The 12,777-nt window shown below is 66.2% G+C and carries 10 protein-coding genes; 4 read left to right on the top strand and 6 right to left on the bottom strand.

The genetic code is table 11. From position 1 onward, the window contains the following. Window positions 1-30 precede the first annotated feature (30 nt). Entirely contained in the window at window positions 31-1,632 is a 1,602-nt protein-coding gene (locus ACFTSA_RS22845) for a cytochrome ubiquinol oxidase subunit I (RefSeq protein WP_377954275.1), read from the bottom strand. 273 nt (window positions 1,633-1,905) lie between these two features. Here ACFTSA_RS22845 and ACFTSA_RS22840 point away from each other — a divergent pair, with 273 nt between their 5' ends. Further along, window positions 1,906-2,292 (top strand): BlaI/MecI/CopY family transcriptional regulator, encoded by a 387-nt coding sequence (locus ACFTSA_RS22840; RefSeq protein WP_377954273.1) that lies wholly within the window; start codon window positions 1,906-1,908, stop codon window positions 2,290-2,292. A gap of 6 nt (window positions 2,293-2,298) precedes the next feature. Further along, the gene (locus ACFTSA_RS22835) at window positions 2,299-3,300 is read left to right on the top strand and encodes a M56 family metallopeptidase (protein WP_377954272.1); all 1,002 of its coding nucleotides are present in this window, start codon (window positions 2,299-2,301) and stop codon (window positions 3,298-3,300) included. Window positions 3,301-3,319: 19 nt separating this feature from the next. On the opposite strand, the gene ACFTSA_RS22830 is transcribed toward ACFTSA_RS22835, so the two are convergent. Further along, the gene (locus ACFTSA_RS22830; RefSeq protein WP_377954271.1) at window positions 3,320-5,425 is read right to left on the bottom strand and encodes a type IIA DNA topoisomerase subunit B; all 2,106 of its coding nucleotides are present in this window, start codon (window positions 5,423-5,425) and stop codon (window positions 3,320-3,322) included. 225 nt (window positions 5,426-5,650) lie between these two features. On the opposite strand from ACFTSA_RS22830, the gene ACFTSA_RS22825 reads away from it, so the two are divergent. Continuing rightward, the gene (locus ACFTSA_RS22825) at window positions 5,651-5,872 is read left to right on the top strand and encodes a hypothetical protein (protein ID WP_377954270.1); all 222 of its coding nucleotides are present in this window, start codon (window positions 5,651-5,653) and stop codon (window positions 5,870-5,872) included. A gap of 351 nt (window positions 5,873-6,223) precedes the next feature. Then, complete coding sequence (locus tag ACFTSA_RS22820) at window positions 6,224-6,820, top strand: hypothetical protein (protein ID WP_377954268.1); 597 nt, start codon at window positions 6,224-6,226, stop codon at window positions 6,818-6,820. Between the two features lie 294 nt (window positions 6,821-7,114). On the opposite strand, the gene ACFTSA_RS22815 is transcribed toward ACFTSA_RS22820, so the two are convergent. The 4 genes from ACFTSA_RS22815 to ACFTSA_RS22800 all read right to left on the bottom strand — a co-directional run bounded on the left by ACFTSA_RS22815 (window position 7,115) and on the right by ACFTSA_RS22800 (window position 12,642). Next, the gene (locus ACFTSA_RS22815; protein WP_331574803.1) at window positions 7,115-8,389 is read right to left on the bottom strand and encodes an RNA polymerase sigma factor; all 1,275 of its coding nucleotides are present in this window, start codon (window positions 8,387-8,389) and stop codon (window positions 7,115-7,117) included. Between the two features lie 280 nt (window positions 8,390-8,669). Then, the gene (locus tag ACFTSA_RS22810) at window positions 8,670-10,118 is read right to left on the bottom strand and encodes a DUF4192 family protein (RefSeq protein ID WP_377954266.1); all 1,449 of its coding nucleotides are present in this window, start codon (window positions 10,116-10,118) and stop codon (window positions 8,670-8,672) included. A 151-nt stretch (window positions 10,119-10,269) separates the two neighbouring features. Further along, window positions 10,270-11,610: a nitrate/nitrite transporter gene (locus ACFTSA_RS22805; RefSeq protein ID WP_377954264.1), complete on the bottom strand. Its 1,341-nt coding sequence runs from the start codon at window positions 11,608-11,610 to the stop codon at window positions 10,270-10,272. Between the two features lie 93 nt (window positions 11,611-11,703). After that, window positions 11,704-12,642 carry a proteasome assembly chaperone family protein gene (locus tag ACFTSA_RS22800; RefSeq protein WP_190603358.1) on the bottom strand — a complete coding sequence of 313 codons (939 nt, stop codon included), beginning with the start codon at window positions 12,640-12,642 and terminating at the stop codon, window positions 11,704-11,706. Between the last annotated feature and the right edge of the window lie 135 nt (window positions 12,643-12,777).

Here is a 12,777-nt window from a genome sequence, read left to right as displayed (position 1 = left end):
TTTGTATCCTCGGTCTTAATAGGCTCGGGCTTAGTAGGCGAAGGCCAGGACGTCGTCGGCGGTTCCGGGCTTGTCAGGTCCGCCGTCACGGGGTGTGGCGTCCTCGTTCTCGTCCACGGGTGCGTGGGCCAGTTCGGGCATGGCCGAGACGACGCCGCCGCGCACGTATTTCACGAGGAGCTTCACTTCAACCACCAGGAGCACCGCGTAGATCAGGGTGAGGACTACCAGGGAGGTCAGGATCTCACCCGCGGAGACCCCGGGAGAGACGGCCGCGGCCGTGAACATGAACACCTGGTCAATGCCGTTGAGGTCTGGGTTGGGGGCCACGACAAACGGCTGCCGGCCCATTTCCGTGAAGATCCAGCCCGCGGCGTTGGCACCGAAGGGGGCCAGGATGCCGAACACGGCCAGCCGCATGAGCCAGCGCGACTCGGGGACGGTGCCCTTACGGGTCAGCCAGAGTGCCACCAGGGCTGCGAGGGCGGCGAGGCCGCCGAATCCGATCATGGCGCGGAAGCCCCAGTAGGTGACCTCCATGACGGGCACGTACTGGATCTCCTGCCCGGCACGGTCGCCGTAAATGGGGTTGTCCGGGACGTGCGTGCCGTAGTCCGCCTTGTACTGGTCAATCAGGCTGTTGACGCCCTTCACCTCGGTGGTGAAGTCGCCCTTGGCAAGGAAGGACAGGATGCCAGGCACCTCGATCACGGCCTTGATGTCGTCGCAATTGCGTGAGCCGACGTTGCCCACGCTCAGGACGGAGAAGCCCGTTCCGTCGTGGCAGGCGGCCTCGGCCGCGGCCATCTTCATGGGCTGCTGCTGGAACATCAGCTTGCCCTGCAGGTCACCGGTGATCGCGGTTCCGGCGAAGGAGATCATGGCGACGACTGCGCCGATCCGCAGAGATTTGATCCAGACTGAGTAGTCGGTGCGGTCACGGCCCGGGATGCCGGCTTCCCCGGCAACCACCTTGCCGTCAGCACCAAGGGTGTCGATGCCGTCGCGGCGCCTGCGCCAGAGGTGGTACCAGGCGATGCCCAGCAGGAACCCGCCGGCCACGGCGAGGGCACCGAACAGGGTGTGCGGCACGGCCACGAGCGCGGTGTTGTTGGTGAAGACGGCCCAGGCGTCAGTCATGACGGGCCGGCCGTCGATCATCGTGACGCCCACGGGATGCTGCATCCAGCTGTTGGCCACGATGATGAAGTAGGCGGAGAAGAACGAGCCGATGACGGCGATCCACAGGCACGCGAGGTGAACGCCTTTCTTCAGCTGCTTCCAGCCGAAGATCCACAGGCCCAGGAACGTTGACTCCACGAAAAACGCCAGCAGAGCCTCGAGGGCCAGCGGTGCGCCGAAGACGTCACCCACGAAGCGGCTGTATTCGCTCCACGCCATGCCGAACTGGAACTCCTGGACGATGCCCGTGGCCACGCCCATGATGAAGTTGATGAGGAAGAGCTTGCCCCAGAACTTGGTCATCCTCAGGTACGCCGGATTCGCGGTGCGGTACCAGATGGTCTGCATCACCGCGACGACCAGGCCCAGGCCGATTGTCAGCGGCACCATCATGAAGTGGTAGACGGTGGTGATTCCGAATTGCCAGCGTGCGATTTCCAAGGCGTCCAAGGCGGTCCCTACTTACGGTTGGGTCTAGCTCTCCAGCGTTGTTTTTCTACGCAGCGTAGAACTTCAACTTCTACAGAGTGTAGAACACAGGTCGAACACTGTAAACACGGTTGCATGCACATCGGAGGAACGCAATCGCCCGCGACGCGCCGAACGTTCTACCTCATGTAGAAACGAACGGCCAAACGCGATAGATTTGAAGTTGCAGTATTGGAATCACGGCACGGGCCGGGCAGCCGGCCCTTGGCAGTGCGTTGTCAAAAGGATGTACAGATGGCAAGTCTTGGGGAACTGGAACGCGCAGTCATGGACCTGCTCTGGGCGGGCCCCGAAGCAGCCACCGCCAACACGCTGCGGGACCTGCTTGCGCAGAGCACGGCAGCGCATGGCGGAGCAGCGGGGCACGAGGGCAAGGACCTGGCGGTGACCACCGTCCTGACGGTCCTTTCGCGCCTGGAGAAGAAGGGCCTGGTGGAACGCGAACGCGGCACCCGGCCGCACCGCTACCAGGCTGTATCCAGCCGCGAAGACCACACCGCCGAACTCATGCACGAAGTGCTGGGTTCCGCTCCGGACCGCGAGGCCGTGCTGGCCCGCTTCATCGGTTCGGTGACGGAAAGTGAAGCCGAGACACTGCGCAAACTGCTTGGCCACAGCTAACACCTGATGTTCTGGACCTCATATTTCCTGGCGGTCCTGGCGATAGTACTGGCCTGGCCGGTACCTATCCTCCTTTCGCGCGCCCAGTGGCCGGCGCGCGACCCGTTCACGGCCATGGTGCTGTGGCAGGCCATCGCCCTCGCCGGTGGCCTGTCCATGATCGGCGCCATGCTGGTCTACGGCCTCGAACCCGTGGGAGACAACCTGATTGCGGGCCTCCGCGCGCTGGCAGGCATGGTGCTTTTTGCGGCGCCCACCACCGCGCTGGGCTTTTGGCATCTCTTCGCGCTCTCCGCCGCGGCGCTGCTGTCCGCCCACCTCGTCTTCACCCTGCTGCTGACCTATTACAGGATTGAGCGCCAGCGCAGGCGCCACCGCGAACTTCTGGCCCTCCTGGCCTCGCCGTCGGACGACGGGCCCGGAACCGTGGTCATCAACCACGATTCCCCGGTGGCGTACTGCCTCCCTGGCGGCGCCCGCTCCGTCACGGTCCTCTCCGACGGGCTCATGGCCGCCCTCGAACCCGCGGAACTGCGCGCCGTCCTGATTCACGAAAACGCACACCTGACCCAGCGCCACCACCTGCTGCTGTGGGCCTTTGCCGCCTGGCGCCAGGCCCTGCCATGGCTGCCCACCACACGCCTGGCCCAGGAAGCCGTGAACTCCCTGATCGAAATGCTGGCGGACGACGTCGCCCTCAGGACCGAGAGCAAGGCGACTCTAATCAAGGCCATAGCCATCGTCGCGAGCGGCTCGGCGGCACCCCAGGAGGCCGCCGCCGTCGAACCTGTAGGCCTTGCCGGGTCCGGCCTTACCGGTGCGGGCCTGCAGCTGCCGGATGGTGCCGGCGGCGCCGGCCCGGCAAGTACGACGGCGTCACGCGTCAGCCGCCTGCTCTCACCCAAGCCCCCGCTCGCCGGCGGCCTGAGGGCAGCCGTCCTGGCCGTGTGCACGCTGTTGCTGGCCATGCCCACCGCCCTGTTGATCGTGCCCGGCCTGCTGGGCTGAGCAGATCCTGGGTGCTGCCCTAGGCGTCGATGCGTTCGCGGTCCAGGCTCGACGCACCGGCGATGATGAAGTCCTTGCGGGGCGCGACATCCGAACCCATCAGCAGGTCGAACGTGGCTTCCGCCTGCTGCGCGTTCTCGATATTGACCTTGCGCAGCATGCGGTGCCGCGGGTCCATCGTGGTCTCAGCCAGCTGCTCGGCGTCCATCTCACCCAGGCCCTTGTAGCGCTGGATGGGTTCCTTGTACTTCCTGCCTTCGGCCGCGAGCTTCGCCAGCAGTCCGTGCAGCTCGGCCTCGGAATAGGTGTAGATCATCTCGTTGGCCTTCTGGCCGGGGTTGATGACTTCCACCCGGTGCAGCGGCGGCACGGCAGCGAACACGCGGCCTTCCTCCACCATGGGCCGCATGTACCGGAAGAACAGGGTGAGCAGCAGCGTGCGGATGTGGGCGCCGTCGACGTCGGCGTCGGTCATCAGGATGACTTTCCCATAGCGGGCGGCGTCAATCGCGAAGCTGCGTCCGGAGCCGGCCCCGACCACCTGGATAAGGGCCGCGCACTCGGCGTTCGAGAGCATGTCGCCCACGGAGGCCTTCTGGACGTTGAGGATCTTGCCGCGGATGGGCAGCAGTGCCTGAAAGTCGGAGGAGCGGGCCAGCTTGGCCGTGCCGAGGGCCGAGTCGCCCTCCACGATGAACAGTTCGGAACGGGCGACGTCGTCGGTGCGGCAGTCGGCGAGCTTGGTGGGCATCGACGACGTCTCGAGCGCGGTCTTGCGCCGCTGCGTCTCCTTGTGGACGCGCGCCGAGATGCGCGACTTCATTTCGCTGACGATTTTTTCCAGCAGCAGCGCCGACTGGGCCTTGTCGTTGCGGTTGGCGGAGTTGAGCTTGGCTGCGATCTCCTTCTCCACCACCCGTGCCACGATGGCCTTCACCGCCGAAGTGCCGAGGATTTCCTTCGTCTGGCCTTCGAACTGCGGCTCGGCCAGGCGCACGGTCAGGACGGCGGTGAGTCCGGCGAAGATGTCGTCTTTCTCGATCTTGTCGTTGCCGGCCTTGAGTTTCCGCGCGTTGGCTTCCACGGTCTTCCGGAACGTCTTGACCAGGGCCTGCTCGAAGCCGGCCTGGTGGGTGCCGCCCTTCGGCGTGGAGATGATGTTCACGAAGCTGCGGACGGTGGTGTCGTAGCCGATCCCCCAGCGCAGGGCGACGTCCACTTCGCAGTCGCGCTCCACTTCGGCGATCTTGCTGTGGCCCTTCTCATCGAGCACGGGCACGGTTTCCTTGAACTTGCCGGCGCCGTGCAGGCGCCAGACGTCCGTCACCCCGGAATCTGCGGCGAGAAATTCCACGAACTCGGAGATGCCGCCGTCGTGGTGGAACACTTCCTCGTGCGCCCCGAGCTCACCGGGCGTGCCGGGGAGCTTGCGCTCATCGCGGACGGTGATCTTCAGGCCGGGGACCAGGAAGGAGGTCTGCCGGGCCCGGGCGGCGAGTTCCTCGTAGGAGAACCGGGCATCCGAGGTGAAGATCTGGGTGTCAGCCCAGTAGCGGATACGTGTTCCGGTGACGCCGCGCTTGGCCTTGCCGACGACGTCGAGGACAGAGTCTTCGACGAACGGCGCGAAGGTGGCAGCCGGGTTGGGCCGGCCGTTATCGTTGAAGCGGCCGGGCTCCCCCCGGCGGAAGGACATCCTGTACGTCTTGCCGCCCCGGTCCACCTCGGCGTCGAGACGTGCGGAGAGCGCATTGACCACTGAGGCGCCGACGCCGTGCAGGCCGCCGGAGGCGGTGTAGGAGCCGCCGCCGAACTTGCCGCCCGCGTGCAGCTTGGTGAAGACCACTTCGACGCCGGTGAGGCCGGTCTTGGGTTCGACGTCGACGGGAATGCCGCGGCCGTCGTCGTGAATTTCTACGGAGTTGTCCGCGTGCAGGATGATCTTGATGTCGTGGCCAAAGCCGGCCAGCGCCTCGTCGACGGAGTTGTCGATGATTTCCCAGAGGCAGTGCATGAGGCCGCGGGAGTCCGTGGATCCGATGTACATGCCGGGGCGTTTGCGCACGGCCTCCAGCCCCTCCAGCACCGAAAGGTGGCGGGCGGTGTAATCAGAACTCGGTGCCACAGGTAGTGAACTCCTTTGAAGAACAGGCCGGATCGGCGTTAAAAAGCTCCCTCTAGCCTAGTCCCGATGCCGCCAAATGCCTGACTGCCACTCCCGACACGGGTTCCCGCTCCCGGCGTTCGTTACGCACACGTGATACGCGGACAGCGAAAGTGACCCATCCTTGCCATGGAATAGCTGCGAATGCTGGTTATATAGATGTACAGATCTACTAAGGAGGCCGACATGACAACAGCAGTTGCCGACCGCACACTAACCGCAGCTGACCGGTGTGACCGTTGCGGAGCGCAGGCATACGTCCGGGTTGTACTCGAGTCCTCCGGGGGCGAGCTGCTCTTCTGCGCCCACCATTCACGCGCCGTCGAAGCGACCCTGAGGCCGCTCAGCTCCGACTGGCATGATGAGTCGGACCGGCTGCACGAAAAGGCACCGGTTCCGGTCGACTAGAGAACAAAGCTCAAAGCCAGGATCCCCACCGCGGGGGTCCTGGCTTTTTCTCTGTCCAGCTCCGCTGCCCCGAAAATGCCCCCGCAGCCTGGGCAGCTTCTCGCCTGCCAGGATCCCAACCGGGTGTCAGTTCAGGGCGTTCCCGTTACTCTGTGCAGGACCCTGCAACCACCTCAGGTTCGTTTCTCCCGGCATCTGACCTCACCGCTGATAGTGCCGGGCTGATCAACCAGCTCCGCACCTACGAGAACTTCACATGCTGGGCCCGCCGGGCAACAGGCCCGGCTTGCCGTCGAGTTCGAAGCCAGGCAGCGGCAGGAACAAGCTGCACTGGCAGAGGCCGGTCCCCGGATGCTGGCTGCCGAGGACCTGGGCAAGAAGCGCCCCAAAGAAAACACCCCGGGGGGGGTGGCCGGGCAGATCGCGCTGGCCCGGGGCGAGTCCCCGCACCGCGGCGGCCGGCTGCTCGGCATGTCCAAGGCCCTCGTCACCGAAATGCCCCACACCCTCACGGCGCTGGACACCGGCCAGTTGAACGGAGAACGCGCCATGTACGTCGTGAGGGAAACCGTCTGCCTCACCGCGGAAGACCGGGCGCCCGTGGACGAGGAGCTGGCTGCCGTGACGGGGACTTTCTATGGCGTCGGGACCCGTGGCGTCATCGCCGCCGTCAAGGCCGCCGCCACCCGACCGGACTTGCGTTCGGTCACCCAGCGCGCCAGCCATGCCGCGTCCGAGCGGTCCGTGAGCCTGCGCCCCGCCCCGGACTGCATGACACGTACCTCATCGCCCTGCTGCCCGCGCACGAAGGCGTCGCCGTGTATGCGGCCCTGCCCCGGCAAGCGGACACCCTCCACGCCGCCGGGGACCCGCGCAGCCTGGGGCAGATCAAGGCCGACACCCTCGTCGAACGCACCACCGGCACCCCCGGCGGTGTCACGGGCATGAAGCCAGAGTCGAGTGACCTGTGGCTGTGCACTTTAAGGACTGGGCACTTTAAGGACTGGGCACTGCGGGGACTGTTCACGGTGGGGACTGGGTACCTTGACCAAGGCTGGCGGACTGCTGCCCGAAGAACGAACCGACGGCGCAAGCCTGCAGGAATAGGCACAGCGTGTCGGGCCGCGCATGCGAACGACGCAGGACGCGGGCACGACAAAGGCCAGGCCTGCCGCCGAATTCCGGCGGAAGGCCTGGCCCTGTTCGCGTTTCCCGGTCCAGTAAGAACCGGTCCAGAGTTTCCTAGTCCAAGTAGTCCCGCAGCACCTGCGACCGGGACGGGTGGCGGAGCTTGGACATGGTCTTGGATTCGATCTGACGGATGCGCTCACGCGTAACCCCGTAGACCTTGCCGATTTCGTCTAAAGTCTTCGGCTGGCCATCCGTGAGGCCGAACCGCATGGCAACGACGCCGGCCTCGCGCTCGGACAGGGTGTCCAGCACGGAGTGCAGCTGCTCCTGCAGCAGGGTGAAGCTCACGGCGTCGGCCGGAACGACGGCTTCGGAGTCCTCGATGAGGTCACCGAACTCGGAGTCGCCGTCCTCGCCGAGCGGCGTGTGGAGCGAAATGGGCTCGCGGCCGTACTTCTGGACTTCGACGACCTTCTCGGGGGTCATGTCCAGCTCGAGCGCCAGCTCCTCGGGAGTGGGTTCACGGCCCAGGTCCTGCAGCATCTGGCGCTGGACACGGGCCAGCTTATTGATGACTTCCACCATGTGCACCGGGATACGGATGGTGCGGGCCTGGTCCGCCATGGCACGGGTGATGGCCTGACGGATCCACCAGGTGGCGTAGGTGGAGAACTTGAAGCCCTTGGTGTAGTCGAACTTCTCGACGGCACGGATGAGGCCGAGGTTGCCTTCCTGGATGAGGTCCAGGAACAGCATGCCGCGGCCGGTGTAGCGCTTGGCCAGCGAGACTACAAGGCGGAGGTTGGCCTCGAGCAGGTGGTTCTTGGCGCGCTTACCGTCATGGATGATGAACTCAAGCTCACGCTTGTACTTCGGGTCCATGGAGCCGTCGTCGGCGGCGATCTTCTCTTCGGCGAACAGGCCGGCCTCGATGCGGAGCGCGAGGTCAACTTCCTGTTCGGCGTTAAGGAGGGCCACCTTACCGATCTGCTTCAGGTAGTCCTTAACGGGGTCGGCGGTGGCACCGGCCGACATGACCTGCTGGACAGGTGCATCGTCGTCGTCGGCGTCAGAGTAAACGAATCCCGAACCGGTAGGCGCTGCGGCTTCCTTGCCGGCCTCGTCGGGTTCATCGACCAGATCAGCGGTGTCCGGCTGCGCGTCGTCGAGGTCCTCCTCGACTTCCACGTCGGCATCGTCATCGGTTGAGCGGCTTCCGGCAGCTTCGGCTGCAGCCTTGGCTCCGGGCTTGGGTCCGCGCTTCTTGGGCTCGGGCTTCCCAGCGGCACGGGTGGCGGGACGCTTGGCGCTGGATGCCGCCGGCTTCTCCTCGGCAGTGTCAACGGCCAGGGCGGCGGGTTCCTTCTTCGCGGAAGACGGGGTCACAGAAAACCTTTCTAGCGGCGGTCTGTGGAGTCACCTTCGGGCAACACCACTATGACCCTGTCAAGTCCGTGATTGACATCAGATGCAACCGACCGACAGGGCCACTAAGTAGAACTGCCGGGATGGCCGCAATGTTCCCGTTTGGGATCCACTGCAAGCATTGATTCACGGACCCAACCGGGTCTCGGCCTCTATTGTCTCACGATTTTCGGCGCCGGGGGCCGACGGGCCTGTAATTGGCCCCGGCGGCCGGGCGTGTGTGGCCCGGCCGCCTGCCAATCTACGCGGCGTCCGAACCGAATTTCTGCCAGGCGGCCTCGCGGCGCCCTGCCCACCCGCAGATTGTTCCGCGCCGGACTACCTCGGACAACAGCTCTGCCAGCCGGTATCCCGGGGCGGCTTCCATAGCCCGGGTCAGGGATGCGTGCGCGAAGGAACCCCTCCCCCTGCACCACTCGATCCACCCGGCCGCTGTTAGCGCCGCGGCCTGCGCCTCGCCCCCGCCGCACGACGACAGATCCTGCATCAAGCGCTCCAGGCGTCTCAGCGTGTCCCAGTCCGGCACCGGTGGACTCAGGCCCAACAGGACTTCGCCGTAACCGGGAAGGGCATCCGGGGCACCGTCGGGAGCGCCCACGTCGCCGGGAGAACCTGTGGTCGCCACCTGCTCGTATCGGCCGGCGCTCTTTCCTGTTCCGGACAGCTGTGCTGCTCCCGGTGCCGACGGTGCCGCCCCGCCGTCGGCCACAGGGCTGGGCAGGCCGCCCGGGGTGAGCCCCGCCTCCCGCGGCGATGGGCATGACACCGCCAGGCCATCATCAGCGGAGAAAATCCCGAAGGCCTCCGCACCCGTCGCAGCAGCATCGCGCCCGGCAGCGGCCATGACCAGGACCGCGTCGCGCCAGGCCGGAACACGCAGCGACGCGCGGAGGAACCCGGCGATTTCCGGTTCGAGCCTGCCACCCGGGCCAGCTGCAGCCGGACCGGAATCAAGGGCAACGGCTCGGCCGGGTGCGGGTTCAGGCGAAGATGCTTCGGGCCGGAGTGCCTCCAGGGCGGCCGCCCAGACAGCGAGGACGGCATCGAACTGCGCCCGAAGAGTCCGCTTGCCGGCCAATGCCCGGGCCCAGTCGCGTTCGGCTGCCATGACGGCGGCATCGTCGGGTGCCGGTGTATCCGCCTTGCGGGGCGACGGGGCCCCGGGCGGCGCACCGACGCTGCTGCCCAAGTACACCATCTCGGCGTTGAGCCGGCTGTCCCGGATCTCGGCCACAGGGCGGCCCGGCAGCGGGCAGCAACTGTTGTCTGTGCAGTACACGTTGCGCCAATACTCTTCGCCGACGCACCAGGCATCGCGCACCGGCATGCCGGCGAGCCCGAGGGCGCATTCCAGATCGGCGAGCAGGGGCCGAAAGGTCGGCGCCGCTGTCCCGCGCCGACCGGCGTCTTGCCCGCCGTCTTGGCTAAGCCCGTCGTGGGTAAAGAAGGCCAGCAGCGTACCGTCGGCTTCCTTGTCCGCCAGCAGGTACTCCGCGACGGTCCGGGCGAACGCCTCCCGGCCGCGGCGTCCGCCGCCCTCCGGGAGGTCGACGCGAAGCGTCGCTCCGAGGCGTTTGCCCTGCATGGTCATGGCCACGAGGCTGTCCGACGGCCAATAGCCCAGACTGTGCGGGATATAGCCAAGAATGTCTTCGGGGCCGCTGATGGTGAGATGCTCAGGTGCTGTCATGCAAACAGCTTCCGGCGGCAGTCCCGGCATCCGCCATACCCATTCAGTGCCATGTGGAAAACCGGCCGCCAAAGGCACCTGCTGCGGAAGAGTGGCCGTGACGGGCAGCGCAGTGGGCCGTCAGCCGGCGCCACCAGCGGCGGTAAAACCCCTAGTCACGGGACAGGGCCTTGCGGCGGGCAATCCGTTCCCTGCGCTGCTGGGCCATTGCCTGCAGCAGCGGGGGCACCACGACGCCCTGGGCAGCCATCTGACGGCGGACCTTGCGGCGGACCACCAGCATGGCCACGGATCCCACGCCGAGGAGCAGGAAGTGCACGCAGAGCGCGATACGGAACGGCTCCAGGCCGTAGAGCTCCCCGCGGGAAAAGCCGGTGGAGTTGAGGATGTCCAGCACGGCGCCGATCAGGTAGATGGCCATCAGCGCCGCGAAGAAGCCGCCCACGTTGACGATGCCCGTAGCGGTCCCGATCCTGTGCGCCGGGTTGAAAGTGCGCGCGAAGTCGAAGCCGATCATGGATCCCGGGCCGCCGATGGCCAGCACCACGATGAGAATGGCCAGCAGCCACAGCGGTGAGCGGCCGGGATACAGCAGCACGGCCGCCCACGCAGCCGCGGTAGCAGCGACAAGGAGGAGGACCATGGTGGAACGCCGGAGGGGGTGCCGGGCAACGAAACGCCCGATCAGCGGCCCTGCCCCGATGGCACCGGCCACGTAGAGGGACATGAGCGAGGCGACGGTGCCGGCATCGAGCCCCTGCGCCGAAATAAGGAACGGGTAGCCCCAGGTCATCGCGAACACCGTGCCGCTGAACTGGATGGTGAAGTGGCTCCACATGCCCAGCCGGGTCCCCGGTTGCTTCCACGCGCGCGACAGGGAAACGCCGGTGGCGCGCAGGCCCTTGGCCGCGTCCTGCCTGGGTGTGCCGGGCGGCACGTCCTGCAGCAACAGGACCACCAGCACGACGGCGACTCCGGAGAATCCGGCCAGGGCAAGGAACGCCGGGGTCCAGCCCGCGGTGTGCAGGATGAAGGCGAACGGCACCACGCTCAGCAACTGGCCGAGCTGCCCGGACATGCCGGTCAGCTGGGTCAGCAGCGGAACCCGGGCCGGCGCGAACCACAGCGGAATCAGTCGGATGACGGAGATGAAGGTCATGGCGTCGCCGGCACCCACGAGCACGCGGCCCAGCACACCGGCCGGGACGCTGTCGGCAAAGGCCAGCTGCAACTGGCCCAGGCCCATCAGCACGGCGCCACCGGCGATCATGGCCCGGGAACCGAGCCTGTCCACCAGGACGCCCACCGGAATCTGGAGTCCGGCGTACACCAGCAGCTGCAACACTGTGAAGAAGGAGATTGCGGAGGCACTGGCGTGGAACCTCTCGGTGGCCTCCAGGCCGACCACACCGAACGACGTGCGCTGCGTCACCGCCACGAGGTACGAGAAAATGCCAATGGACCAGATGAGCCAGGCGCGGGGTGCAGTCACCCTTTTATTATCCCCGGCCCGAACAAAAATACTATTTATTTTGTCCGGTTTTTGCCGCCAAGTGATGAGTCTTATGCCACCCAGTGACGGGGCTTACGGAGCGGGATTCTCCCGCGCCAGATAGGCCTCCACAGCGGCGCCCAGGGCATCGCCGTCGGGCAGTTCATCATTCTCGTTGGCGAGCAGGGACCGCCGGACCGTACCCTCGGCCTTTTCGTCGTAGCGGGCCTCGAGCCGGGCCACCACCTGCTGGACTTCTTCGGAGGCCTCGATCTGCTCGGCAATCTGCCGGCCAACTTCCCGGCCGGACTCGCGCAGCCTGTCGGTAGGCAGCATCAGCGAAGTGGCGGCCCCCAGGTATTCCAGCCCGGCCACAGCGGCCGTGGGGTACTCCGCCTCGGCGAGGTAGTGAGGCACGTGGATCACATACCCGGCAACATTGCGGCCGGCGTCTGTCAGGCGGAGCTCCAGGACATGTCCGACGGCGGCCGGCACTTCCACGGTGGGCTTCCAGGAGGAGATGCCCTCAATAAGTTCGGGCCGGTTGCCGTGCACGGTCACCCCGACCGGACGGGTGTGGGGCACGGGCATGGGAATCGAGTGGATCCAGGTCACCAGGTTGACGTCCAGGGCTTCCACGATCTGCACCACGGCGCGGGCAAAGCGTTCCCACTGCAGGTCAGGCTCGAAGCCGGCGAGGAAAAGGAAGGGCTTGCCCAGCCCGTCAACCAGCCGATACAGGGCCAGTGTGGGCGGCTGATAGTCCTGCAGGTGGTCCTCAACAAAGGTCACGTGCGGACGCCGGGACCGGTAGTCCATCAGCTGGTCGGCATCGAACACGGCCACACGTTCGGAGTCGAGCGTGTCCAGGAGCTCGTCGGTGATCTGCCGGACCACGTGGCCGGCATCAGCGAAACCGGTAAAGCCCATCACCAGGTTCAGCCCGCGGAGCTCTGGGTTATGGAACAGCCCGATGTTCTTGGCATAGAGCGCGTCGGGGTCCAGCAGCGAGCCGGAAATCCTTTCAAACACGGCGAGTTCCTTTCGTGGTCGGGGTTAATGTTCATAACGCCCGGAGCAGCGGCGTCATTCCTCGGGGCGTTGTGGCGAGGCTCTCAACCGGCCCGGCTCCCCGGCGTCCCGCGCAGTATGGGAGCGAGAGACTAC

Source organism: Arthrobacter sp. NPDC057013 (genome assembly GCF_042674585.1).
In the GTDB taxonomy this organism is placed as follows: domain Bacteria; phylum Actinomycetota; class Actinomycetes; order Actinomycetales; family Micrococcaceae; genus Arthrobacter.
This window is presented reverse-complemented; position numbering and strand designations above follow the sequence as displayed.

Coding starts and splice junctions, on each gene's coding strand:
- ACFTSA_RS22840 (WP_377954273.1), top strand. CDS start 1,906: ATGGCAAGTCTTGGGGAACTGGAACGCGCAGTCATGGACCTGCTCTGG.
- ACFTSA_RS22835 (WP_377954272.1), top strand. CDS start 2,299: ATGTTCTGGACCTCATATTTCCTGGCGGTCCTGGCGATAGTACTGGCC.
- ACFTSA_RS22825 (WP_377954270.1), top strand. CDS start 5,651: ATGACAACAGCAGTTGCCGACCGCACACTAACCGCAGCTGACCGGTGT.
- ACFTSA_RS22820 (WP_377954268.1), top strand. CDS start 6,224: ATGCTGGCTGCCGAGGACCTGGGCAAGAAGCGCCCCAAAGAAAACACC.
- ACFTSA_RS22810 (WP_377954266.1), bottom strand. CDS start 10,118: ATGACAGCACCTGAGCATCTCACCATCAGCGGCCCCGAAGACATTCTT.